The organism is Aquamicrobium sp. NLF2-7 (genome assembly GCF_022359935.1).
Lineage (GTDB): Bacteria > Pseudomonadota > Alphaproteobacteria > Rhizobiales > Rhizobiaceae > Mesorhizobium > Mesorhizobium lusatiense.
In genome coordinates this window covers 2862289-2884496 of record NZ_JAKSED010000001.1, presented here as the reverse complement: position 1 = coordinate 2884496, position 22208 = coordinate 2862289, and the positions used below count along the sequence as shown (strand labels likewise).

General features: G+C 61.6%; 23 protein-coding genes and 1 tRNA gene. 6 read left to right on the top strand and 18 right to left on the bottom strand.

What is annotated here, in order from left to right; all coding sequences use genetic code 11:
• Window positions 1-8: 8 nt before the first annotated feature.
• From MIC97_RS14180 to MIC97_RS14135, 10 genes are all read right to left on the bottom strand, one after another.
• Window positions 9-752 (bottom strand): creatininase family protein, encoded by a 744-nt coding sequence (locus MIC97_RS14180; protein WP_239800539.1) that lies wholly within the window; start codon window positions 750-752, stop codon window positions 9-11.
• A gap of 253 nt (window positions 753-1005) precedes the next feature.
• Complete coding sequence (locus tag MIC97_RS14175) at window positions 1006-1935, bottom strand: pyridoxal-phosphate dependent enzyme (RefSeq protein WP_239800538.1); 930 nt, start codon at window positions 1933-1935, stop codon at window positions 1006-1008.
• The gene (locus tag MIC97_RS14170) at window positions 1910-2581 is read right to left on the bottom strand and encodes a helix-turn-helix domain-containing protein (protein WP_239800537.1); all 672 of its coding nucleotides are present in this window, start codon (window positions 2579-2581) and stop codon (window positions 1910-1912) included. The genes MIC97_RS14175 and MIC97_RS14170 overlap by 26 nt, the downstream gene beginning before the upstream one ends.
• Window positions 2578-3294, bottom strand: coding sequence for an amino acid ABC transporter permease (locus MIC97_RS14165; protein WP_239800536.1), 717 nt, complete (start codon window positions 3292-3294; stop codon window positions 2578-2580). Before MIC97_RS14165 ends, MIC97_RS14170 begins: the two co-directional genes overlap by 4 nt.
• A complete protein-coding gene (locus MIC97_RS14160; RefSeq protein ID WP_239801143.1) occupies window positions 3291-4004 on the bottom strand; it encodes an amino acid ABC transporter permease in 714 nt (237 codons plus the stop codon). The genes MIC97_RS14165 and MIC97_RS14160 overlap by 4 nt, the downstream gene beginning before the upstream one ends.
• Before the next feature lie 64 nt (window positions 4005-4068).
• On the bottom strand, window positions 4069-4869 hold the full coding sequence (locus MIC97_RS14155; protein ID WP_239800535.1) for an ABC transporter substrate-binding protein: 801 nt from the start codon (window positions 4867-4869) through the stop codon (window positions 4069-4071).
• A gap of 60 nt (window positions 4870-4929) precedes the next feature.
• Window positions 4930-5631, bottom strand: coding sequence for an amino acid ABC transporter ATP-binding protein (locus tag MIC97_RS14150; protein ID WP_239801142.1), 702 nt, complete (start codon window positions 5629-5631; stop codon window positions 4930-4932).
• Between the two features lie 393 nt (window positions 5632-6024).
• Window positions 6025-6101, bottom strand: a tRNA-Arg gene (locus MIC97_RS14145).
• A gap of 437 nt (window positions 6102-6538) precedes the next feature.
• Window positions 6539-7747, bottom strand: coding sequence for an NAD(P)/FAD-dependent oxidoreductase (locus MIC97_RS14140; protein WP_239800534.1), 1209 nt, complete (start codon window positions 7745-7747; stop codon window positions 6539-6541).
• A 92-nt stretch (window positions 7748-7839) separates the two neighbouring features.
• On the bottom strand, window positions 7840-9273 hold the full coding sequence (locus tag MIC97_RS14135; protein ID WP_239800533.1) for a short-chain fatty acyl-CoA regulator family protein: 1434 nt from the start codon (window positions 9271-9273) through the stop codon (window positions 7840-7842).
• A gap of 153 nt (window positions 9274-9426) precedes the next feature.
• Between MIC97_RS14135 and MIC97_RS14130 the strand changes: the two genes are divergently transcribed.
• The 4 genes from MIC97_RS14130 to prpB are packed head-to-tail and all read left to right on the top strand — an operon-like array spanning window position 9427 to window position 13445.
• A complete protein-coding gene (locus tag MIC97_RS14130; protein ID WP_239800532.1) occupies window positions 9427-9837 on the top strand; it encodes an acyl-CoA thioesterase in 411 nt (136 codons plus the stop codon).
• Window positions 9834-11348 (top strand): MmgE/PrpD family protein, encoded by a 1515-nt coding sequence (locus MIC97_RS14125; RefSeq protein ID WP_239800531.1) that lies wholly within the window; start codon window positions 9834-9836, stop codon window positions 11346-11348. Before MIC97_RS14130 ends, MIC97_RS14125 begins: the two co-directional genes overlap by 4 nt.
• 10 nt (window positions 11349-11358) lie before the next feature.
• Window positions 11359-12525: a 2-methylcitrate synthase gene (gene prpC / locus MIC97_RS14120; RefSeq protein ID WP_239800530.1), complete on the top strand. Its 1167-nt coding sequence runs from the start codon at window positions 11359-11361 to the stop codon at window positions 12523-12525.
• Between the two features lie 8 nt (window positions 12526-12533).
• Entirely contained in the window at window positions 12534-13445 is a 912-nt protein-coding gene (prpB, locus tag MIC97_RS14115) for a methylisocitrate lyase (RefSeq protein WP_239800529.1), read from the top strand.
• 346 nt (window positions 13446-13791) lie between these two features.
• Here the strand turns inward: prpB and MIC97_RS14110 are convergent, their stop codons facing one another.
• Together MIC97_RS14110 and MIC97_RS14105 are read right to left on the bottom strand one after the other, a co-directional pair.
• The gene (locus MIC97_RS14110) at window positions 13792-14094 is read right to left on the bottom strand and encodes a hypothetical protein (RefSeq protein WP_239800528.1); all 303 of its coding nucleotides are present in this window, start codon (window positions 14092-14094) and stop codon (window positions 13792-13794) included.
• A gap of 26 nt (window positions 14095-14120) precedes the next feature.
• Window positions 14121-14279 (bottom strand): hypothetical protein, encoded by a 159-nt coding sequence (locus MIC97_RS14105; protein ID WP_239800527.1) that lies wholly within the window; start codon window positions 14277-14279, stop codon window positions 14121-14123.
• On the opposite strand from MIC97_RS14105, the gene MIC97_RS14100 reads away from it, so the two are divergent.
• Both MIC97_RS14100 and MIC97_RS14095 read left to right on the top strand, forming a co-directional pair.
• Window positions 14278-15069, top strand: coding sequence for an IclR family transcriptional regulator (locus tag MIC97_RS14100; RefSeq protein ID WP_239800526.1), 792 nt, complete (start codon window positions 14278-14280; stop codon window positions 15067-15069). The two genes, MIC97_RS14105 and MIC97_RS14100, sit on opposite strands and share 2 nt — an antisense overlap.
• 295 nt (window positions 15070-15364) lie before the next feature.
• The gene (locus MIC97_RS14095) at window positions 15365-16702 is read left to right on the top strand and encodes an aspartate aminotransferase family protein (RefSeq protein ID WP_239800525.1); all 1338 of its coding nucleotides are present in this window, start codon (window positions 15365-15367) and stop codon (window positions 16700-16702) included.
• 20 nt (window positions 16703-16722) lie between these two features.
• On the opposite strand, the gene MIC97_RS14090 is transcribed toward MIC97_RS14095, so the two are convergent.
• The 6 genes from MIC97_RS14090 to MIC97_RS14065 form a co-directional block, all read right to left on the bottom strand.
• Complete coding sequence (locus MIC97_RS14090) at window positions 16723-17748, bottom strand: LacI family DNA-binding transcriptional regulator (protein ID WP_239800524.1); 1026 nt, start codon at window positions 17746-17748, stop codon at window positions 16723-16725.
• A gap of 192 nt (window positions 17749-17940) precedes the next feature.
• The gene (locus MIC97_RS14085; protein ID WP_239800523.1) at window positions 17941-18786 is read right to left on the bottom strand and encodes a fumarylacetoacetate hydrolase family protein; all 846 of its coding nucleotides are present in this window, start codon (window positions 18784-18786) and stop codon (window positions 17941-17943) included.
• Window positions 18787-18852: 66 nt separating this feature from the next.
• Window positions 18853-19596: an amino acid ABC transporter ATP-binding protein gene (locus MIC97_RS14080; protein ID WP_239800522.1), complete on the bottom strand. Its 744-nt coding sequence runs from the start codon at window positions 19594-19596 to the stop codon at window positions 18853-18855.
• Window positions 19593-20246 (bottom strand): amino acid ABC transporter permease, encoded by a 654-nt coding sequence (locus MIC97_RS14075; protein ID WP_183827272.1) that lies wholly within the window; start codon window positions 20244-20246, stop codon window positions 19593-19595. The genes MIC97_RS14080 and MIC97_RS14075 overlap by 4 nt, the downstream gene beginning before the upstream one ends.
• A gap of 161 nt (window positions 20247-20407) precedes the next feature.
• On the bottom strand, window positions 20408-21280 hold the full coding sequence (locus MIC97_RS14070; protein WP_239800521.1) for a transporter substrate-binding domain-containing protein: 873 nt from the start codon (window positions 21278-21280) through the stop codon (window positions 20408-20410).
• A 303-nt stretch (window positions 21281-21583) separates the two neighbouring features.
• Entirely contained in the window at window positions 21584-21760 is a 177-nt protein-coding gene (locus tag MIC97_RS14065) for a hypothetical protein (RefSeq protein WP_239800520.1), read from the bottom strand.
• Between the last annotated feature and the right edge of the window lie 448 nt (window positions 21761-22208).

Below are 22208 nucleotides of genomic sequence, written 5' to 3'. Positions count from 1 at the left end.
CTGGATCTTCACGCGCCTTTCATAGCTATGAAAACCCTAAGCATCTCCACCAGCCCCGCAATCGCGCTCTGCAATATCCGCTCTCCATGTTTCGCCTCTGACAGGCCTGGATTGGAGCCGATGCGGCCGTCCGGAAAGCGTTGGCGGAAATCGGCAGCATCATGAAACTCGCCGGTCGGCGCGACGGCAGGATCCAGAACTACGTTCTTAGCGTGATCGGGAAACAGATGGCGGGTGATTGCGATCTCGCTGGCCGTGGCATGGCTTCCCTCTACATCCCCATAATATTCCTGCGACAGTTCAGCCACGCCTGCCGGATCCCACCAGTTCGCCAGTTGACAACGGATTGCCGGCAGGCCGGCCTGCCAGCGCAGCGCATGGATCTCTGCAAAAGCGGAGTTGATCGTAGCGATATTGCCGCCATGGCCGTTGACGAAGAAGAAGCTGCGGAACCCATGCGCCGCAAGCGCCATCACCTGTTCGCGCACAATTGAAATGAGCACCGTCGGCGTATGACTCATGCTTCCGGGAAAGGCCATGTGATGCGCAGCCATGCCGACCGAAATGGTCGGCGCAACCAGAACTCCTGTTCGACCTCCGACACCGCACGCTACATGTTCCGCACAGATCGCATCCGTACCGATCAGGCCGTTTGGCCCATGCTGCTCGGTGGAGCCGATCGGCACGACTATGGCGTCGCAGTTGCGAAGATAGGCCTCCACCTCAGGCCATGTCGACAGGGAAAGCAACACGTCACTACGCCCCCACGGCTATCGGCATGCCAGCTTCGCGCTCCAATGCGCGAAACAGATGGAACTGGGAGAATAGCGACGCGGTGCCGCCCGTGTGGATCACGCAAGGCGGCTCGTCTGGGGGGATTGCCTCGCTTGTAACGAGGTCCATGAAGCCGGCGAATGTCTTGGCGGTATAGATATGTTCGAGCAATATGCCTTCCGTGCGCGCCAATGTTACAATCGCTTTCTCCGAAGCTTCTGTGGGATGGCCTTAGCCCGGGCCGAGATGGTCCATGTGATAGTGAACAAGCAAGTTGTCAAATTCAGGTGCAGCCAGCCCTGTATGAGCCGCCAGATCGCAGTAGATGCGCGCGATGCGCGCGGCCAAATCGGCTTGACCGTATTCAACGCTGACCAGATGAATCTCGAAAGGATTGTCCTGCAGGGCATTGCCGAAGATGAAGCCTGCCTCTGTCGGGCCCATCGAACCGGGAAGCACGACATGGCGTATGGGCGCATCCAGTGACCGTGACTGGCGGTGAAGTTCGAGCGCACCCTGTACATAGCCAAGTGCCCCGATAATCGCATCGCCGACAATGTAGGGGGATCGGCCCTGCCTCCTCAACTCGTCTGCCGCCTCCTCAACCAGAACGGCCCTTTGTTGCTCGCTGACATTGCCAAGGAAACGCACCTCGGCCCCGAACAAGCCGTTGAGGAAAGAGGCACGGAGACTTTCATCATGCGGGTTGGCATTGTGGAATACGACACAGTCAAGCCCCGCCACCGAAGCCGCAGCGGCTGTCAAGCGGCACTGGTTCGACATCGGCCCGCCGGCGACGAGCACCACGTCGGCTCCCTCATCCAGTGCCGCGCCCAGCCAGTATTCGAGACTGCGCAGCTTGTTGCCGCCCATGCCGATTTCCATGTGGTCGTCACGTTTCACATAAAGCGGGGCCCGGCCAATCCTTCCCTCCAGGCGCATCATCCGGCGCAGAGGTGTGGGGGTGTGGAGAAGGGTAAAACGGGAGTCTTTTATGTTGAGCATTGATAGTCCTGGCGGAGCAAAAGATATATTTTCAAGCGTGGAATTCGGGGTCTTAGTGCCGGAAAGGCTTTGAACCGGTCCGACCATGCACCGAGCCGCAATCAGGTGTTTTCCATCTGATTGCAGGGCTTCAAGATTGAGCGTGTCCGCCTCCACCCTTCTTGATCTGGTCGAGATAGTTGTAGATCGTGTATTTCGAGATGTTGAGCTTGGTGGATACGATATCGACGGAGCCCTTGACGAGGAACACTCCACGCTCGTCCAGCCTCCTGACGATCTCCATCCGATGCGCCTTGCCGGTCACACTGCGCGGATTGCTCTGGTTTCGCAGGGCATCGGCGATGATGGTGTCGACGAGTTCACCAATATCCTCGACCGGCCCCTCGGCCGCGGCCTTCGGCTCCTCGTAATTGCAGAAGGTCTGCAGCACATCGATGCTGGTCATCAGATGCTCGATGCAGAAATCGATCTTCATGCACCCCACCGGCTGACCCGTTTCGGGGTCGTCTATGATGGACAGGGACGAACTGAGCCGCCGTCCATCCGGTGTGGAGGAGGTGAAGATGGTTTTGCCGGTATTAGCGCGGCTGGCCTGTTCCAGCTTGGAAACGATGCTTGCCGGCAATCGCGAGCCGATCGCGACCTCCATTACCGAGCCAGCCACCGCGATCAGCCTGGCGCCACCTGCCCGCGTGTCGTAAAGAGAAACCTGACAATTGGTTCCGAACTGCGCGACAAGCGTGTCCATCAACCGAAGACATGTGCGGAACACAGGGGGCACTTCGAGGGTGATCTGGTTCATTCCGCTGCCTCCAGGCGACCGGACAGGACCGCCGTTCCGTATTTTGCGCCAACCTTGGTGCGCCGCTCCAGCCAGTCCACGGTCATCAGCACCGGAAAGCAGAAGGCGAAGTAGAGCAGCGCCACGAGAAGGTATATATAGAGAATATCCGCGGGAAAGCGCAGAATCGAAATCTCCCCCTGCCGGGTCAGCTCGGCAATTCCGACCACGGAAACAATCGACGTCGCCTTGATCAGGTTGACATAGACCCCACCGAGCGAAGGCATGATCAACCCCACCGACTGTGGCAGGATGACATGGCGCAGAGACTGCATGCGGGTGAAGCCCACCGCGAAGGATGCCTCCCACTGGCCGCGCGGAATAGCCCGGATCGCGGCGCTGACAATTTCCGTGACATAGCTTGATGTGTAGATGCCAAGGCTGGCGAAGGCGGCAGTCTGGGAATCCCACATCAGCCAGGCAAGACCTGTATTCGGCAGGACGAAATAGGCGATGTAGAGTTGCACGAGAAACGGTGTGCCGCGCAGGATGTGGATATACGCCCCGATCAGCGGGGAAAAAAAGGCGATCTGCTGGCCCCGAATTATGCCCAAAAGCGCTCCCAGCACGGAACCCCAGAGCACCCCGACAAGAGAAAGCTTCAGCGTTTCGGCAAATCCCTGAAGCAGGAAAGGCATGACCGAGAAGAAGACGTCGATGTGATGCTGGCTCATGCCGTCCTCGCTTTACGGCTGGTGCCGGCAAGATAGTGTTCGGCCACCCGTGACAGCATCAGCATCACGAAATAGATGGCGAGATAGATTACGGCCACGGACAGAAAGCCCTCGTTGGGACGGATGCGCTCACTGTTGAGCAGCATGCCGGCGCTCACCAGATCGAAGACCGTTATCAGCGACAAGAGCGAGGTATCCTTGACCAGAATGGCGGACTGGCCAAGCAAGGGCGGCAGCGTGTTGGTGAAGGCTTGCGGCAATATGATATGGCGATATTGCTGAATCGGGGTCATGCCCACGGCAATGGCCCCTTCGCGCTGGCCGCGCGGAACGGAAACGATGCCTGAGCGGATGATCTCGGCCATATAGGGCGTCGTGTGCAAGGTAAGGGCGATCACTCCGAGCACGACTTCCGACCACCTGCCGGTTGCCGGAATCAGCAGGGGAAGGCCGAAATAGACGATATAAATCTGCAGCAACAGCGGCGTTGCACGTATCGAATGCGTGTAGGCGGCAGCCGGATAGGTAAGCCAACTGCGTCCTGACAGCCGGATGAGCGCCAGCAGGAAGCCGAACGCGATCGAGAGGACAAGGCTTGCGGCCGCAGCCGAGAGGGTATTGCCGATGCCCCTCGAAAATTCGTCCGCATATTGCAGGACTATTCTGTAATTGTAGATCGGAACTATCTGTTGGCCAAGCAATTCCAGCATGATCGCCACTGATGGTTGCCTTCCCGGCGGCCGTCATAGATGACGCCGGGAAGGGAAATGATGATTATTTGTGATCGGCCTGCCAGGCTGTGGTGTTCCACCAGTAGTCGAGCAGCCGGTCCAGCTTGTGGTTGGCCGAGATGAGTTCGACGTAGTTGTCCATCCAGAACTTCAGGTGAACATTTTCCTTGCGGGTCGCGAAAGCAAGCGGCTCGCGCGTGATGACACCGTCCAGAAGTTTCAGATTATCGTATTCTTGGGCGTAACCGCGCACATTGCCGAGATCGGACAAGGCGCCGTCGATACGGCCGGCCGAAAGCGCCTGCGCCACGGTCGGCCCACTCGCAAATTCCTTGACATTGGTTTCGGGCAGGAACTCCTTCACCGCAGTCACATAGGTGCCGCCCTGCACGGCGCCGATGTTGAGGCCGGCGACATTGAGATCCTGCCAGGTGGTGTAGGGCTTGTCCGTGGTGGTGAAGGCCACGGTTTCCTGGTAGAAGAATGGCCTGGAGAAAAGGAGCGCAGCGGTCCGCTCGGCTGTCGGCGTCATATCGGCGGCAATGAGATCGAATTTGCCGGCCAGCAATGCCGGTATCAACCCCTTCCAATCGTAATCCTGAAGAACCAGCTTCACACCCAGATCATCCGCCATCATCCTGGCGATGTCGATGGCAAGCCCCGCGCGCTCACCGTCCTTGTTGACGAAACTGACTGGCGCACCCTGGGTCTGCACGCCGACGCGCAGTTCACCCCGCTGCAGGATTTCATCCATGATGGTGTCCGCGGCATGGGCCACACTCTGGCCAACGACCATGGCTGCAAGACCGAGCGCTGCGGTGAGCAGCCTGAGATATCTTTTCATTCCAGTTCCTCCCTTGAAAATCGAGTGACAATTGCGGCCTGCCCGAATGGCCGGCAGAGTTCAGTTCACGAGCGACAGGAAGCGCCTCGTGCGCTCGTTGACAGGACTGTCGAAGATCTGCGCCGGCGCCCCTTCCTCGACGACGGCCCCGGCATCCATGAACACGACCCGGTCAGCCACATCGCGGGCGAACCCCATTTCGTGCGTGACAACGACCATGGTCATGCCTTCGGAGGCAAGCTGACGCATGAGGTCGAGTATTCCGCCGACCATTTCAGGATCGAGCGCGGAAGTCGCCTCATCGAACAGCATCACCTGAGGATGCATCGCCAGCGCCCGGGCTATGGCAACGCGCTGCTGCTGACCGCCGGAAAGCTGCATCGGATAATGATCGGCGCGATCGGCCACACCGACCTTGTCAAGCAGCGAGCGGGCTATCTCGACGGCTTCAGCCCTTGAGCGCCCCTTCACTACCATCTGGGGCAACACGACGTTCTCAATCGCGGTGCGATGATGAAACAGGTTGAAATGCTGAAACACCATGCCAACCTTGGCACGCAGCTTCGGCAAGTTCGCACCGCGTCCCGTGACTTCGTCGCCATTGACCACGATGGTGCCGGAATCGACAGCCTCCAGCGCATTGATCGTACGCAACAGCGTGCTTTTTCCGGAGCCGGAAGGACCGATGATGACCACCACCTGCCCCGCCTCCACAGAGAGATCGACCCTGTTCAGGGCAACACAACGCCGGCCATTGCCCATGCCCGCAAAAGTCTTGCATACGCTGTCGATGGTGATGGCGGCGGTGCCCCGCGGTCGCATGCCGCCTTCACGAAGTTTTTGTGTTGCGGCCATGCTCTCCCCCCAATGCAAGACATGGAAGAGCGATATACCGGCTCAGAGCTTTATGTCAAATTTTTTTGCTTTTAAAAATTTTGTTGAAATCCGGCATGCCTGATGCCCACAGAGGCCGACACGCCAAAAAAATGAAAATGAGGATGACAGGTTGAACCATCGCGTGCTCTGACGCAGCGCGTCGAGGTTGCTGACGATGAGGTTCGTATAATGGGATCGAAGTCAGAGCTGCTGCGAACGCTAGTCGCGGCTTCTAGCGTAGAAACGGCGGCGTTCGGCGTTCATAGTTCTGTACTGAAATGGCGCACCCGACAGGATTCGAACCTGTGACCTTTGGCTTCGGAGGCCAACACTCTATCCAGCTGAGCTACGGGTGCATGCTCTGTTTTGCCTAGCCCGAACGACCACTAAAGGCAACGGATTCGGCCGACATAATCATCGCTTCGCCAACAGATCAACGCCGCATTTCAACCGTGCGCTACGTCATCCCTTTTCCCGCCACCGTTTCCTCTAAACTGCTTACGCGCCGCTTACGTGGAAATTTTCGCTGTCTCGGTGGTTTGTGGCTCGGCTCTTAAACTGCTGTATTCCCTTCATTTTTTTCGTCTTCAGTTCATGCATCCACCCTTGACAGCAGCCTTCGGAGGGCGACACTCTATCCAGCTGAGCTACGGGTGCATAAGCAGTGCGAGCAACCTCTTAGACGATCCGCGCGCGGGCATCAACGGCAGAGATTGCGAAATGGGTGTTTTGTAAGGGAAGCTGCAGCCAAGATGGTGATAGTCGTTCGCTGCCGCTACCGATGTGACAGCGCTCATGCTGCCCGTTCGGCAATCGCTGTTCCAGCCGCCCAGCCGGACGACCATGCCCACTGGAAATTGTAGCCGCCGAGCCAGCCGGTCACGTCCACCACCTCGCCGATGAAATGCAGGCCCGGGACGGCTTTGGCTTCCATGGTGCGGGAATCGAGGCCGCCGGTGTCGACACCGCCAAGTGTGACTTCCGCCGTGCGGTAGCCTTCCGTGCCGATGGGGAAGACCTCCCAGCCCTGAAGCGTGGCGGCGATCGCGGCGAGCCTTTTGTCGGTGGTTTCGCCCAGTGCTCCCACCCAGCCCTGCGCCTGCGCCAGATGGGCAGCCAGCCGTTTCGGCAGGAGTTCGCCAAGCGCGGTGGCGATGCTGCGGCGGCCGTTTTCGCGCTTGGCGGCGGCGAGTGCGGCGGAAAAATCCTGACCGGGCAGAAAGGCGATGCGAACCGGCTGTTTTTCACGCCAGTAGGATGAAATCTGCAGGATGGCGGGACCGGAAAGGCCTCTGTGCGTGAACAGCAAGGCTTCCTCGAAAGCGGTCTTGCCGCAGCTCACGCGCGCGTCGACCGCAACGCCTGCGATTTCACGAAAGCCGGCCAGCACATCCTCACCAAACGTCAGGGGAACGAGGCCGGCGCGGGTTTCAGTCACAGCGAGACCGAATTGCGTTGCGATCTGGTAGCCGAGGCCGGTCGCGCCCATCTTCGGGATGGATTTGCCGCCGCAGGCAACAACGAAGTTGCGGCAGGCAATGTTTGCAGCGCCCTCGCCGCCCAGCGTCACCGAAAAACCGGCTTCGCTGCGCCCGACCTTTTCGAGCGTGGTCGAAAGCCGGACCTCGCAGCCCGCACGCGCCATCTCGTCCAGCAGCATGGCGATGATGTCCTTTGCGGAATGATCGCAGAAAAGCTGGCCGAGCGTCTTTTCGTGATAGGCGATGCCATGCTTTTCGACCAGCGCGATAAAATGCTGCGGCGTGTAGCGGCCAAGCGCGGACTTGGCGAAATGCGGATTCGCTGACAGGAAGTTGCGGGCAGTGGCGCCGGTGTTGGTGAAATTGCAGCGGCCGCCGCCTGAAATACGGATCTTTTCACCCGGATTGCGGGCATGGTCGACGATCAGCACGCGGCCGCCGCGGGCGGCGGCGTGGATCGCGCACATCATGCCGGCGGCACCGGCGCCGAGAATGACGGTATCGAAACTTTGCGTGCGCATCCGGACCTTTCCGCAGGGCAATTTCGCCCGGCGCCCGCCCTACCCCATCGCGGCTTCGAGGGGAACCTGTTTCGGCAGCAGCAGCCCCGACCTCAGGTGGAGGCATAGGGGGTGAAGCTGCTGCGCGTCTCGTCGATGCGCAGCGCCTGCGCCACCGGCGGAAAGGCGCGCTGCGGACAGGCAGGCCGCTCGCAGATCTTGCAGCCGGCGCCGATCGGCGTGCGCGCCTCGGCGTCGTCGAGCCGCAGTCCCTTGGAATAGACCAGCCCCGGCGCATGCTGGAGATCACAGCCAAGACCGATGGCGAAGGTCTTGTCGGGCGTTCCGTAGCCGCCTGCCGAGTGATCGACCGTGCGCGCCATCCACAGATAGGTGCGCCCGTCCGGCATCTCGGCAAGCTGGGTGACGATGCGTCCGGGCCGGGTGAAGGCCTCGTAGACATTCCACAGGGGGCATGTGCCGCCCACTCGCGAGAAGTGAAAGTCCGTGGCCGACTGGCGCTTGGAGATGTTGCCGGCGCGATCGACGCGGATGAAAAAGAAGGGAACGCCGCGCGCACCCGGCCGCTGCAATGTGCTGAGGCGATGGCAGACGGTCTCGAAACCGACATCGAATTTCTGTCCGAGCAGGTCGATGTCGTAGCGCAGTTCCTTGGCCGATTGCAGGAAGACGGAATAAGGCAGCACCAGCGCGCCTGCGAAATAATTGGCAAGGCCGATGCGGGCGAGCGCGCGGGTCTCGGCATTGGAGAACGAGGCTTCCGCCAGTTCCGCATCGATCAGCCCGCCATATTCGAGAAAGGCAAGCTGCGTTGCCAGCTGGAACGCCTGCTGGCCGCCGCTCAGGCGCTCCGAGAGCCGCAGCACCCGTGCCTGCGGATCGAACGCGCGTTGCACGCCTGAGCCGGGCGGCAGCGCGTGGCGCAACACCCGCACGCCGTGCTTCGCTTCCAGATAGGTCTCCAGCCCCGTTACCATGCGCCCCGGCGGCAGGCCAAGCCCCGTGGCAGCTGCCTCGGCGGCCCGGTCAAGCGCATCGATATGATTGTGCCTTGAATAGAAGAAGTCGCGCACCTCCTCGAAGGGAGCGGCCGCGATGGGTGCTGAGTCCGCCCCGCCGTCGCCCTGCCGGTCATCGCCCAGCCGCGCGGCCAGCGCCGCAGACTGGTCCAGCGCGCGCGACAGACGCTTATGCAGCCCGACGATGGCGCGCCCCACGGCAGGCATGCCGGTGGCGATCTCCTTCAGTTCGGCGCTCGAAATCTCCTCGCCCACGCCCGGATCGAACAGCGCCTCGCGCAGCTCGCCCACCAGCCGCGCTTCGTCCTCGCCGGAGAAAAGCTGCACGTCGACGCCGAAGGCGGCGTTGAGCTTCAGGAGCACCGCTACGGTGAGCGGGCGCTGGTTATTCTCGATCTGGTTGAGATAGCTCAGCGAAATGCCGATGGCGTCGGCCAGCGCCTGCTGGGTGAGCCGTCGCTCTTCCCGCAGCCGCTTCAATCGCACGCCCATAAACAGCTTTTTCACGGTGTCACCCTCGCCTCACAAACTTCGCAAACTTTGCAAATTCACTGATCTGGCTTTGCAAATGTCTGCTTTTTCAGTGGTTTACGATTTTCAACATATGCGGATATTGCGGATTAGCAAAGAGGCTCTCGAACCAAGGGGCACGTTTCAGGAATGCCGGAGGAACTTTCCCTGCACAGTGATGCGCGCTTCAGCGAACTGGTTCTGCCGGCGCTGACCAATCACTACGGCACCCTTTATGGCGCCAACGCGCTGCATCTGATGGGCAAGGCCGCCTTCCTGTGCGCTGCCCGCCACGCCGGCTGCGATGTGGTCATGGCCAAGGCCGACGGCATCGAGTTCCATCGCCCGGTGCGGCTGGGTGAGATCATCGACATCAGCGCCCGCATCGTGTTTCGCGGCCGCTCCTCCATGACCATTCTGGTCAACGCCTTCACCGACGACGGCGGTGAGAAACACCCCGCCATCAGCGGCCATTTCATGATGGTCGCCGTCGATGGCGACGGCAGGCCGACACCCCTCCCCACTTCCGATCAATGCAACGCAGAGGATATTCATTCGTGAAGTCGCATAAGGTCCGCACCTACAAATCCGCCGAGAACCTCGCCCGCGAGGACCAGCTCGCCTGGAAGATCGCCTCGATCGCTGCCGACAACGTCGCGCTCGACGCCGATGTGGTCGAGATGATCGGCAACCGCATCATCGACAATGCAGCCGTCGCTGCGGCCTCCGTGGCGCGCCGCCCGGTGGCGAGCGCCCGGGCGCAGGCGCAGGCTCACCCCTTCCTGCCCGGCGCTACCGTGTTCGGTCTTTCCACCGCCAAGCGCATTTCGCCGGAATGGGCGGCATGGGCCAACGGCGTGGCGGTGCGCGAGCTTGATTTCCACGACACCTTCCTCGCTGCCGACTATTCGCATCCGGGCGACAACATTCCGCCGATCCTTGCCGTGGCGCAGCATTGCGGCCTGTCGGGCGCGGCACTCGCCAGAGGCATCGCCACCGGCTACGAGGTGCAGGTCAATCTGGTGAAGGGCATCTGCCTGCATGAGCACAAGATCGACCACATCGCCCATCTCGGCCCCTCGGCCGCCGCCGGCATCGGCACGGCGCTGGGGCTTTCGGCGGAAGTGATCTATCAGGCCGTGCAGCAGGCGCTGCATGTCACTACCACCACCCGCCAGTCGCGCAAGGGCGAGATTTCAAGCTGGAAGGCCTACGCGCCGGCCTTCGCCGGCAAGATGGCGGTCGAGGCCGTGGATCGCGTACTGCGCGGCGAAGGCGCGCCTTCGCCGGCATGGGAAGGCGAAGACGGCTTCATCGCTTACCTGCTCTCCGGCCCCAAGGCCGAATATGTGGTGCCGCTGCCCGAAAAGGGCGAGGCCAAGCGCGCCATCATGGACACCTACACCAAGGAGCATTCGGCTGAATATCAGAGCCAGGCGCTTATCGATCTGGCACGCCGCATGGGACCAAAGGTCGGCGACCTCACCAGGGTGAAGGACATCGTCATCCACACCAGCCATCACACCCACTACGTGATCGGCACCGGCGCGAACGATCCGCAGAAGATGGACCCGAAGGCCAGCCGCGAAACGCTCGACCATTCGATCATGTACATCTTCGCCGTGGCACTGGAAGACGGCGGCTGGCACCACGAGCGCTCCTATGCGCCCGAACGCGCCAACCGGCCGGAAACGGTGGCCCTGTGGCACAAGATCTCCACCATCGAGGACCCGGAGTGGACGCGTCGCTACCACAGCCATGACCCGAAGGAAAAGGCGTTCGGCGGCCGCGTCACCGTCACCCTTCAGGACGGCTCGGTCATCGAGGACGAGCTGGCGATCGCCGATGCGCATCCGCTGGGCGCCCGCCCCTTCACCCGTCCGGACTACGTCAACAAGTTCCGCACGCTGGCCGAGGGTGTCGTGGAAAAGGCCGAGCAGGACCGCTTCATCGCAACCGTCGAGCGCCTCATGGAGCTGAAGCCGGAAGAACTGTCGGGCCTCACCTTCACGGTCGCGCAGGACAAGCTCGGCCCGGCCGCCGCCACCGGCATTTTCGACTGGAAGAGATAGGGAGGAAACAATGAGCGCATTCAAGCCGAAGAAGTCCGTTGCCCTGTCCGGCGTCGTTGCCGGCAACACGGCGCTGTGCACCGTGGGGCGCACCGGAAACGATCTCCACTATCGCGGCTACGACATTCTCGACGTGGCCGAGACCTGCGAGTTCGAGGAGATCGCCCACCTCCTCGTCCACGGCACGCTGCCGACGCAGGCCGAGCTTGCCGCCTACAAGGCAAAGCTCAAGGCCCTGCGCGGGCTGCCGGATGCGGTCAAGCGCACGCTGGAGCTGTTGCCGGCCGCGACCCATCCGATGGATGTGATGCGCTCCGGCGTCTCCGCTCTCGGCTGCGTGCTGCCGGAAGCGGCGGACCACAACCTGCCCGGCGCGCGCGACATCGCCGACCGGCTGATGGCCTCGCTCGGCTCGATGCTGCTCTACTGGCACCACTATGCCCATAACGGGCGGCGCATCGAGGTCGAGACCGATGACGACAGCATCGGCGGTCACTTCCTGCACCTTCTGCACGGCAAAGCACCGAAGGCCTCGCATGTGAAGGCGATGCACATCTCGTTGATCCTCTATGCGGAGCACGAGTTCAACGCATCGACCTTCACCGGGCGCATGATCGCCGGCACCGGCTCGGACGTCTACTCGGCCATCACTGGGGCCATCGGCGCGCTGCGCGGGCCGAAGCACGGCGGGGCCAACGAGGTCGCGTTCGAGATCCAGAAGCGCTACGCCGATCCCGACGAGGCGGAAGCCGACATCCGCCGCCGCGTCGAGGCTAAAGAGGTCGTCATCGGATTCGGCCATCCGGTCTATACGGTGAGCGACCCGCGCAACAAGGTCATCAAGACTGTGGCGCGCCAGCTCTCGGTCGAGACCGGATCGACAAAGATGTTCGACATTGCCGAGCGCATCGAATCCACCATGGCCGATGCCAAGGCTATGTTCCCGAACCTCGACTGGTTCAGCGCGGTCTCCTATCACATGATGGGCGTACCGACGGCCATGTTCACGCCGCTGTTCGTCATCTCGCGCACCAGCGGCTGGGCAGCGCACATCATCGAGCAACGCGTCGACAACAAGATCATCCGGCCTTCCGCCAATTACACGGGACCGGAAAATCTGGAATTCGTGTCGATCGAGCGCCGTGGCCGGCCGGCCGAAAAATCCAAGGCAGCCTGAGGAAAAGCATGCCCTATCTCGTCTCTTCAGACCTTCCGCAACACTCCGCAGGCGAGCGCTTCCGGGCGCTCGTCGCAAGCGGCGGCATCACCCGGCTTCCCGGAGCCCATAACGGCATGGCCGCCCTGCAGGCCAGGGCCGCCGGCTTCGAGGGGCTTTACCTGTCAGGCGCGGCCATGACCGCCTCGATGGGCATTCCCGATCTCGGCATCATCACCGTCGATGAAGTGGCCTTCTTCATCCGCCAGATCGCGCGTGCCTCCGGCCTGCCGCTGCTGGTCGACGGCGACACCGGCTATGGCGAGGCACTCAACGTCATGCACATGGTGCGCACCTTCGAGGAGGCGGGCGCCGGCGCGGTTCACCTCGAAGACCAGCTCCTGCCCAAGAAATGCGGCCACCTCAACGACAAGAAGCTGGCCGACGCCAACGACATGGCGGCCAAGGTCGCCGCTGCGGCAAAGGCGCGGCGCAACCTCTACATCATCGCGCGCACCGATGCGGCGGCCAGCGAAGGCATGGACGGCGCCGTGGCGCGGGCAAAGCTCTACATGGAAGCGGGCGCGGATGCGATCTTCCCCGAGGCGCTGACCACGGCGGACATGTTCCGCGAATTCGCAGCGCGGATGCCGGGCGTGCCGCTGCTCGCCAACATGACCGAATTCGGCCGCACGCCCTTCTTCACGGCCGACGAGTTCGAGGCGATGGGCTACAAAATGGTGATCTGGCCGGTTTCCTCGCTGCGCGTCGCCAACAAGGCGCAGGAAAAGCTTTACGCGACGCTGAAGCGCGACGACTCGACAAAGGCGATGGTGCCCGAAATGCAGACCCGGGCCGAGCTCTACGACATGATCGACCTTGCCGGTTACGAGGCGCTCGACGCCTCCATCGTGGCGACGGTGGTGCCGACGCCGGTCTGAAGACCGAGGCCCCGGAACCGGTCCGTCAGAGCCGTTCAGTATTTCACGGAATCACTGAACAGCTCCAAGTCTTTGATTCGTCGCGTTTCCGAACCGGAAAAGTGGTTCCACTTTTCCTGGAAACGCTCCAGTCGTCAGCAATGGCCGCCCGGCAAGCCGGGGCGGCCATTCGCTTTTCGTAGCTGCCGGCGCGGTTGCCGGAGTGCCGGGCAGGTCAGTCGTTGATAGCCGTTATCCGGATTTCGCCTGGCTCCCCGACAGCCGAAAACCAGATTTCGCCGTCGCCAACCATCACCCCCTGCCAGTTCGCGAACAGGCTCTCATAGGCCTGCGCCTCAAGGGCATGCTACACCTTTGCGGTGACGACCTGATCGTAATCGGCAACGAAATGGGCGGCATCACGGATTCTCACCGACTTGCCCTTTATCCGGGCCTGAAACGGATAATCCACCATCGCCGCGAAGGACTTCTTGTCACCCTCCGCGACCGCTTTCTTCAGCGCCGTGAAAAAGCTGTGGTAGCGGTCGTGCTCGCCGAACAGGGAATCGAGGCTGGCATTCATCTCGTCGGCTGTCTGCGCACTGGCCGGGAGAGGCATCGCCACGCCAGCCAGAAGTGAAATGCCTGCTGCGATAAACAGTCTGCGCATGTTTTCCCTCTCCTTTGCGGAAGCTCTCAGCCTGCCCACCGTAGCATGTGCGCGCGCCCTTCAAAATCGGACGGCGCAGCGAAAACATCGGCCCGCACCCACAATTCGCCCACCCGGAACCTTGCTGCTTCCGCCATCATGAGCGACATGGCATCACAGATGCCGAAACCGGAGATGTCAGCCATGACTGGTACAGTGCCGCAACACGTTCCCGCCTCCGAAGTGCGGATCCAGTCCATCGCCCGCGCCAAAGCCCTGCTGGATGCCATGGCCGACGGCGAATGGGTTTCGCTGCGGGATCTGGCCCAGCGCACCGGACTTGTGAAAACCACGGCGTTCAACCTCATCAAGGCGCTGGTCGAGACGGGGCTCGCCGAGCACGATACGGGAACGGGCTCCTATCGGCTCGGACTTCAGCACCTCGTCTATGGAAACGCGGTGGCCCGCCGGCTGGACATCGCCACGATTGCACGCCCGCATCTGACCGCCCTGTGCGCGCAGACGCGTGAGACGATCAACCTTGCCATTCCAGGCCCCGCTGACGTGTTCATCGCGGAGAGCCTCGAAGGCAGTTACAATCTGCGCGTTTCCTCCTATTCCGGCACGAGGGCTTCCTATCATTCCACCGCCTGCGGGCGCGCGCTGCTGGCTTACCAGCCCGAGGATTTCCGGCGCTTCATCTATGAGGTCGCGCCGCTGCAAAAATTGACGCCCAACACCATTACCGACCCGGAAGAACTCGAAAGCGTATTGCAGGACTGCCGCACCAGAGGATGGACGCAGGAGTTCGAGGAAAACGAACCCGGCAGTGCCTGCATAGCGGCCCCGATTTTCGGTCCGGGCGGCAATGTCGTTGCCTCCGTCAGCATCGCCGGCCCTGCCTCACGGTTCGATGGCCCGGCCGTCTCGCGCCTTTCCGATATCCTCATTACCAGCCTCGCCGGCATCACCCGGGATCTCGCCGGCCAGTCCTGAAAGACGCGGAAAAGGCCCAAATTCCTGAAATCTTATAATGCAGGATGGTTTTCTCAGAACTGACCTCAATAACGATAAATCATGATGGTTTATCGTGATAATCAGCTTGATAAAGGCTAAAATTCCGTATTAGATTGCGGCATGAACATCGGAGGTCGTCCTACATTATGCGACTAACGATCTTATGGGGAGCGGGGCACTGAGACATGCCTGTACCGTCGCGGCCAGCCCGTGGCGGCTACAGACTGCAGCCTCTGTGAGCACACCGCCTCATCGGTCTTATCGGGAGCAAGCCATGACTGCCTCAAGCAACGCCATCACATCGCACCTTCTGTCCTTCACCAGATCGGCGGAGGCCATCCGGCACAACTGCCAATGGATGGCGGGTGGCGTTAACAGCAATTTCCGCCTGAACATCTCCCCCACGCCGCTGGTGATCGAGCGCGGCGAAGGCCCCTTTCTGTATGACGTCGATGGCAATCGGCTGATCGACTACTATCTGGGCATGGGGCCGATGATCCTCGGCCACAACCCCGCAGCCCTGACACAGGCCGTCAAACGGCAGATAGACGACGGCATTCTGTTCGGCGCGCAGAGCGCTGTCGAAGCCGAGGCTGCGCGGCTAGTCTGCCAGATGGTCCCATCCGCTGAGCGCATGCGCTTCGGAGGCTCCGGCTCCGAAGTGGATCAGGCGGCCCTTCGCCTTGCACGCGCCGCCACGGGGCGCCGGAACATCATCAAGTTCGAGGGCCATTATCACGGCTGGTTCGACAATGTGCTGTGGTCGACGGCACCCGCACCCGACGCAGCCGGCCCGCGCGAAGCACCGAAGGCTGTCGCGGGCAGCAAGGGGCAACTTGCCGACACCGCCGACACGCTGGTGGTGTTGCCATGGAACGATCCGGAGCTTCTGGAAGCCCGCCTCGCGCAGGGAGATATCGCCGCCGTCATCATGGAAGCCGCCATGTGCAATGCGGGCGCCGTTCACCCCCTTCCCGGCTATCTGGAAGGCGTTCGCGAAGCCTGCACCCGTCACGGCACGATCCTTATCTTCGATGAGGTCATCACCGGTTTCCGCCTTGCCCCCGGCGGCGCACAGGAACTGTTCGGCGTCACGCCCGATCTTTCAACCTTCGGCAAGGCGATCGCCAACGGCTTCCCCGTCGCCGCCATCGCCGGCCGGGCCGACCTTCTGGACATGTTCGTGAGCGGCGGCGTCGTGCATGGCGGCACCTACAATGCACAGCCCATCGCCATGGCGGCCACCGTTGCAACCCTGCAGTCGCTGAAGCCTTCGCTTTACGAAGAGATCGCCGTCAATGGCACAAGGCTGATGGACGGCATGCGCGAGATTTTCGCACGTCATGGCGTCCAAGCCGTGGTTGAAGGCTTTCCGCAGGTCTTCCATGTCGCCTTCGGACTTGAGCAGCCGGCACGGGACTATCGCGATCTGGCGCGCATGAACCGGCAGGCTTACGTCGCCTTCACCACCGCCCTGCTGCATCGCGGCGTGCGCGCCCTCGAACGCGGCGCATGGTTCATGTCGATCGCCCATGACGACGCGGTGGTCGCCTCCACGCTGGAGGCGGTCGAAGGTGCCGTGAAGCAGATCAGGGCCGATGGCGCGATCTGAGCCACATCATCGGTCGCGGATCAGGACCGGGTGGAAGCACCCGGTTCCAGCTTCACCGGCAGGATGATCTCATGAGAGCTGAACGTTGCCGCCTGAAGCCGCGCGATCAGCTCCGCCGCCGCCCGCTCGCCCAGCGCATGGGCGGCGGAACGCACCGTGGTCAGCACCGGATCCACGTAGCGCCAGAAATCAAAGGCATTGAAGCCGGTGATCTGGATATCTTCCGGAACCCTCAATCCGTGAGCGATACAGGCCTTCATCGCCCCCACCGCCATCTGGTCGTTGCCGCCGACAATGGCATCAGGCGCCGTGCGGCTGCGCAGGGCGGCGAGCGTTTCGGCATAGTTGACGTCAAAACTCTCGTCGGCGCAGCGGATCACTTCTGGCGGCGGCAGGCCAGCCTCCCGCCACACGGAGGCAACGCCTTCCATACGCGCCCGCATCGCCGGCCATTCGGTCTGCGGCATCAGCATCCAGCAGGTGCGGGTTCCGTTGGCGATGAGATGCCGCGCAATCTGGCGACCGCCATCGAAATCATCCTGCCGGATGATCGTGCAGTCGTCATGGGCCGGGCGCTGATGCTCCTGCAGGAGCACGAACGGCACACGCAGGGTGGCCAGCTCGCTCACGAACCATTTGCGCTGCACCTCGTCGCCCGAGAGAATGGCCACCATGCCATCGGCTTCAATGTCCTGAAACAGGCCAGACGTGCGGAAATCCGAAGGCTTGATGCCACGCAGGATCAGGCTGTAGGCATGCGCCGTGAGATAGTTGGTCAGACCCGTCACCTGCGCGGTGATGAAGGGATCAGAAAGAAAATCCGGGTCTTCCACGACGATCAGCATGCCGATCGTCCATTGCTGGGAAAGCCGCAGCCGCCGTGCCGCCACCGAAGGCCGATACCCAAGCCGATCGACGACATCGCGCACGTTCTGCGCCGTGGTTTCGGCCACGCGCCCGCGCCCGTTCAGCACATTGGAGACGGTCATCGCCGAGACTCCCGCCTCGCGCGCCACATCCTTGATCGTTACCGGCTTGTCCGACATATGCATCTCTGGCTATTTTCTCTGGTTTGACCGAAAACCAATCCAGTCTGCAATAGAGCGTTTCGGCTTTTCCCGCCGTTGCGCCCGTTCATCATCGTTGCCGGGCGGAAATAGTGCCCGAAACAATGAACCGCCGGACGCTATACATCATCCGGCGGCCCGATCATCTGATACGAAAGTCCTGAGCTAGGACTAGGCGTCCGCCTTCACATTCTGCTTCTGCGTGCCCAGCCCTTCGATGCCGAGTTCGATAACATCGCCGGCCCTGAGAAAACGCTGCGGCTTCATGCCCATGCCGACGCCCGGTGGCGTGCCTGTCGAAATGATGTCGCCCGGCATCAGGCTCATGAACTGGCTCAGATACGAAACCAGATAGGCCACCTGATAGACCATGGTTCTGGTCGAGCCGTTCTGCATCGTCTCGCCGTTCACTTTCAGCCACATGCCAAGCTGCTGCGGATCGGCGATCTCATCCTTCGTCACCATCCACGGCCCGATCGGCCCGAAGGTGTCGCAGCTCTTGCCCTTGGTCCACTGACCCTGACGCTCGTTCTGGAAAGCGCGCTCGGACACGTCGTGTGCGACGCAATAGCCCGCCACATAATCCAGCGCCTCGGCTTCGGAGACGTATTTCGCCTTGCGGCCGATGACGATGCCAAGCTCGACTTCCCAGTCGGTCTTTTCGGAACCGCGCGGGATCAGCACATCGTCATCGGGACCGACAATGGCGGACGAGGCCTTCATGAAAACCACCGGCTCGGACGGCACGGCCAGGCCCGCTTCTGCGGCATGGTCGGCATAGTTGAGGCCGATGCAGATGAACTTGCCGACATTGGCAACGCAGGGTCCGATGCGCGGCGAGCCTGAGACCGCAGGCAGGGTCTGCGGGTCGAGCTTCGCCAGTTCCGCCAGCGCGGCGGGATCAAGCGCGGCGCCCCCGATATCGGTCACATGTGCCGACAGGTCGCGGATCCCGCCCTCAGCATCGAGCAGGCCGGGCTTTTCAGCGCCCGGCTCTCCATAGCGCAACAATTTCATGAAATATCCTCTCCACAGCGCCCGTTCCGGGCTTCTTGTCAATCCGCGACGCCGGAGCGCCGAGGGTCAGGTGGTCTGTTCCAGAACAGCCGTCAGGAACTTCCTGAGCCGCTCGCTCTTCGGCCGGGTGAAAATCTCCTCCGGTGGTCCGACCTCGACCACGACCCCGCCATCCATGAACACGACCCTGTCCGCGAATTCGCGGGCAAAGCGCATTTCATGGGTAACGAGTAGCATGGTCATGCCCTGACGCGCCAGATCGCGCACCACATCGAGAACCTCGCCGACCAGCTCGGGATCGAGCGCTGAGGTAATCTCATCAAGCAGCAGAAGCCGCGGCTGCATGGCAAGGCAGCGCGCAATGGCCACACGCTGCTTCTGCCCGCCGGAAAGCTGCTTTGGGAAGGAACCCGCCTTCTCCAGCATGCCCACCTTTTCCAGAAGCCGGCGCGCTTCAGCCTCGGCCTGATCGCGCTTGATCCTGCGCACATGAACCGGCGCTTCCATCACATTGGCAAGAGCCGTCATGTGTGGAAACAGATTGAACTGCTGGAACACCATGCCCATGCGCGTGCGCAGCTGGTTGATGTCGGTGCGCGCATCGATGCGGTTTCCCTCGAAGAGCACATCGCCGCCGGTCGGGGTTTCCAGCCGGTTCAGACAGCGCAGCAGCGTGCTCTTGCCCGAGCCGCTCGGCCCGATGATGGCAATGCTCTCGCCCTCTTCGACCTTCAGGTCCACGCCGCGCAGAACGCTGAGCTGGCCGAAGGCCATCTCAAGCCCCTGCAGTTCGAGTATGGTCTTGCTCATCGGGAAGCCCTGCGCTTTTCAAGAGCCTTCGCAAACCCGGACAGGGGAAGGCAGATCGCCAGATAGAGAACGGCCGCCATCGAATAGATGGCCATGCTGCGGTACGACTGGCTGGACGCATCGTAGGACCGGTACATGATCTCCGGGACCGAAATGGTCAGCGCCAGCGACGTGTCCTTGATCATGGAAATGACGAAGTTGGTGAAGGGCGGCAGCACGATCACCGCCGCCTGCGGCAGAATGATGCGGCGCATCGCCAGCGGAGTGGACATGCCAAGGCTGCGGGCGGCCTCGAACTGCCCGGTATCCACCGCCTCAATGCCGGCGCGGAAGATTTCCGCCGCATACGCGCCGCCGACCAGTGACAGGGTGATGGACGCCGCAGTGAACGGATCCAGCCGCAGGCCGAACGAGGTCAGGCCGAAATAGATGATGAAGAGCTGCAGCAGCGCCGGCGTGGCGCGGATCAGCTCGATGTAGATGCTGGCAACGATGCGCAGCAGACGCAGATTGGCGAGCTTGGCGAAGGTCGTGAGAAGACCGAGCGCCACGCTGCCCAGCAGCGCCACGATCGTCAGCTGGATCGTGATCGACGCGCCCTTGGCCACGTAGGGAAAATAGGTTTGCACAAGCTGGAGATAATCGCTCATCGATTTCCAATCCGGGAGACAGGAGCCCCGACGCCTGCGCGCCGGGAGCCTTGTTCATGAGATGCGGGGCATTTGCGCCTTTACGGGAAGAGCGAAATGCGCCTGCTCTTTGATGAAAGCAATTCGGAATGCCGAATTGCGGGCACTTCTGCCTGAACCGCTCAGAACTTGCCGGTCAGGTAGGACGGATTGCTGAGGCCGTATTTTTCCATGATCTGCTTGTCAACGCCGGCGGCCTTGAGCTTCTCCGTGGCGGCATCGAAGGCCTGGATCAGGCCGGCGGTGCCGTTCTTGGAGAAGACGTAGTAGTTGCCGGGCAGCGTCTCGCTGTTGAGATATTCCGGCGCCAGATACTCGACGACCTTGAAGTCGTAATCCGGGTTCTGCTGGGCAGCGTAGTCGAATGTGTAGCCCCACCAGACCGCCGCATCGAGACGACCGGCCTTGAGATCCATCAGCATCGGATCGGCGGCATCGTACTTGCGGATATCGGAAATGCCGTAGCGCTTCTGCAGCTCGGCAGCCTCGATTTCCTGCGCGGAGCCGCGCACGGTGCCGATCACCTTGTCCTTGAGGTCTTCAACCGTGGCCACGCCGCCTTCGGAGCGGGTGAGCAGCACGTCGATGCCGTACCAGTAAGGTGCGGAGGCATATGCCATCACTTTTTCGCGCTCAGCGGTGCGGTAGAGACCGGAAATCACGTCGATACGGCCGGAATCGAGGGCCGGAGCCAGCGCCGAGTGAACCAGCACGACCGGATCGACCTCAACACCGATCTCTTCCGCCACAGCCTTGGTGAAGTCGGCCGCGATGCCTTTCCATTCGCCGGTGCTGATGTCGATCCAGGTTTCCGGCGGAATGCTGAAGGTGCCGACGCGGATGAAACCGCGCTTTTTGATGTCTGCCAGCAGATCGGCGTCCTGCGCGAAGGCAAGGCTGGTGCCGGCGGTGAGGCCCGCACCGGCAGAAGCCGCAGCCAGACCGAAAGTTGCGCCCGCACGCATGAACCCGCGGCGCGTCATCCCATTGTTCATCTCAAGTCTCCATTGTCGTTTTTGTAGGAAGGACTGACACTTGCCGGCGCGGGTCCTCCATACCCAACCCACGCCATTACTTCACACTGCACTCCCCCACCACGCTCCGGAGAGCCTGACGGGAAATCTTTCATTCAATGCCTCGTCCGCCATCCGGTGCGGGACGCTCTGGCGCCGGGAACCGCCCTTTTTCACGCGAGGGAATTGACGAGCTTTTCCGTGATCCCGATGTTGGTGTCGGCGCAATCGAGCGAGATCGGGACCTGCCTTGTGACCGCCGGGAAATGAAACACGCCATTTCGATCAGCGCACGACGACAGGCGAGACGCCCGGGCAGATGATGGCGATCACCGCCTCATCGACTTCCGGGTTGCCATGGCCGAACAGTTGCGAGGGCGTGATCACTCGGTTCAGCGACATCGTTCCACCAGCACTGTACTGGCGCCGACGATCAACGGTGCTCGCAAGGTCTGCCGACATAACTCCCCTTTCGCCGATATGCGATGCAGGCGGCTTTTAGCACCTGTTCACAGCGCGTCCGCTTCTTATCCCGGCAATCTAGGTGAGTTAAGTTTAACGTTAAGTCAAGTGGGTTATTCGCAGGATTCGGCCATAAACGTCATCCTGGCCGAATTTTCCACGAAATACACACGATCAAGGACGGCGTGGTGGGCAAACGCGATGAAGGCAGATTTCCTCCATTCCATATTATAGGACGAAGATCGAAAATCTTCCGGACAGAATGGACATGTACGGACTTCATTCCCGTTCCGGACATGAATTCAGGCCTGAAGGAGACGCATGGAAAAAGGAAGTGTCCGGGCACAACGGGCAGCTAACGGGAAGACGAGGAGCCCGTTGCCTTCACCGCTCTTAGGGCGGAAGGAAAAGCTTCGTTTCCGTGCGATGTCAGAGCGACTGCCTTGCC

What these genes read in the sequence shown, in the direction of transcription:
- MIC97_RS14170 (WP_239800537.1), bottom strand. Translation starts at nt 2,581, where the DNA reads ATGAACCAGATCACCCTCGAAGTGCCCCCTGTGTTCCGCACATGTCTT.
- MIC97_RS14165 (WP_239800536.1), bottom strand. Translation starts at nt 3,294, where the DNA reads ATGAGCCAGCATCACATCGACGTCTTCTTCTCGGTCATGCCTTTCCTG.
- MIC97_RS14160 (WP_239801143.1), bottom strand. Translation starts at nt 4,004, where the DNA reads ATGCTGGAATTGCTTGGCCAACAGATAGTTCCGATCTACAATTACAGA.
- MIC97_RS14155 (WP_239800535.1), bottom strand. Translation starts at nt 4,869, where the DNA reads ATGAAAAGATATCTCAGGCTGCTCACCGCAGCGCTCGGTCTTGCAGCC.
- MIC97_RS14150 (WP_239801142.1), bottom strand. Translation starts at nt 5,631, where the DNA reads ATGGGCAATGGCCGGCGTTGTGTTGCCCTGAACAGGGTCGATCTCTCT.
- MIC97_RS14140 (WP_239800534.1), bottom strand. Translation starts at nt 7,747, where the DNA reads ATGCGCACGCAAAGTTTCGATACCGTCATTCTCGGCGCCGGTGCCGCC.
- MIC97_RS14130 (WP_239800532.1), top strand. Translation starts at nt 9,427, where the DNA reads ATGCCGGAGGAACTTTCCCTGCACAGTGATGCGCGCTTCAGCGAACTG.
- prpC (WP_239800530.1), top strand. Translation starts at nt 11,359, where the DNA reads ATGAGCGCATTCAAGCCGAAGAAGTCCGTTGCCCTGTCCGGCGTCGTT.
- prpB (WP_239800529.1), top strand. Translation starts at nt 12,534, where the DNA reads ATGCCCTATCTCGTCTCTTCAGACCTTCCGCAACACTCCGCAGGCGAG.
- MIC97_RS14110 (WP_239800528.1), bottom strand. Translation starts at nt 14,094, where the DNA reads ATGCGCAGACTGTTTATCGCAGCAGGCATTTCACTTCTGGCTGGCGTG.
- MIC97_RS14100 (WP_239800526.1), top strand. Translation starts at nt 14,278, where the DNA reads ATGACTGGTACAGTGCCGCAACACGTTCCCGCCTCCGAAGTGCGGATC.
- MIC97_RS14105 (WP_239800527.1), bottom strand. Translation starts at nt 14,279, where the DNA reads ATGGCTGACATCTCCGGTTTCGGCATCTGTGATGCCATGTCGCTCATG.
- MIC97_RS14095 (WP_239800525.1), top strand. Translation starts at nt 15,365, where the DNA reads ATGACTGCCTCAAGCAACGCCATCACATCGCACCTTCTGTCCTTCACC.
- MIC97_RS14090 (WP_239800524.1), bottom strand. Translation starts at nt 17,748, where the DNA reads ATGTCGGACAAGCCGGTAACGATCAAGGATGTGGCGCGCGAGGCGGGA.
- MIC97_RS14085 (WP_239800523.1), bottom strand. Translation starts at nt 18,786, where the DNA reads ATGAAATTGTTGCGCTATGGAGAGCCGGGCGCTGAAAAGCCCGGCCTG.
- MIC97_RS14080 (WP_239800522.1), bottom strand. Translation starts at nt 19,596, where the DNA reads ATGAGCAAGACCATACTCGAACTGCAGGGGCTTGAGATGGCCTTCGGC.
- MIC97_RS14075 (WP_183827272.1), bottom strand. Translation starts at nt 20,246, where the DNA reads ATGAGCGATTATCTCCAGCTTGTGCAAACCTATTTTCCCTACGTGGCC.
- MIC97_RS14070 (WP_239800521.1), bottom strand. Translation starts at nt 21,280, where the DNA reads ATGAACAATGGGATGACGCGCCGCGGGTTCATGCGTGCGGGCGCAACT.
- MIC97_RS14065 (WP_239800520.1), bottom strand. Translation starts at nt 21,760, where the DNA reads ATGTCGGCAGACCTTGCGAGCACCGTTGATCGTCGGCGCCAGTACAGT.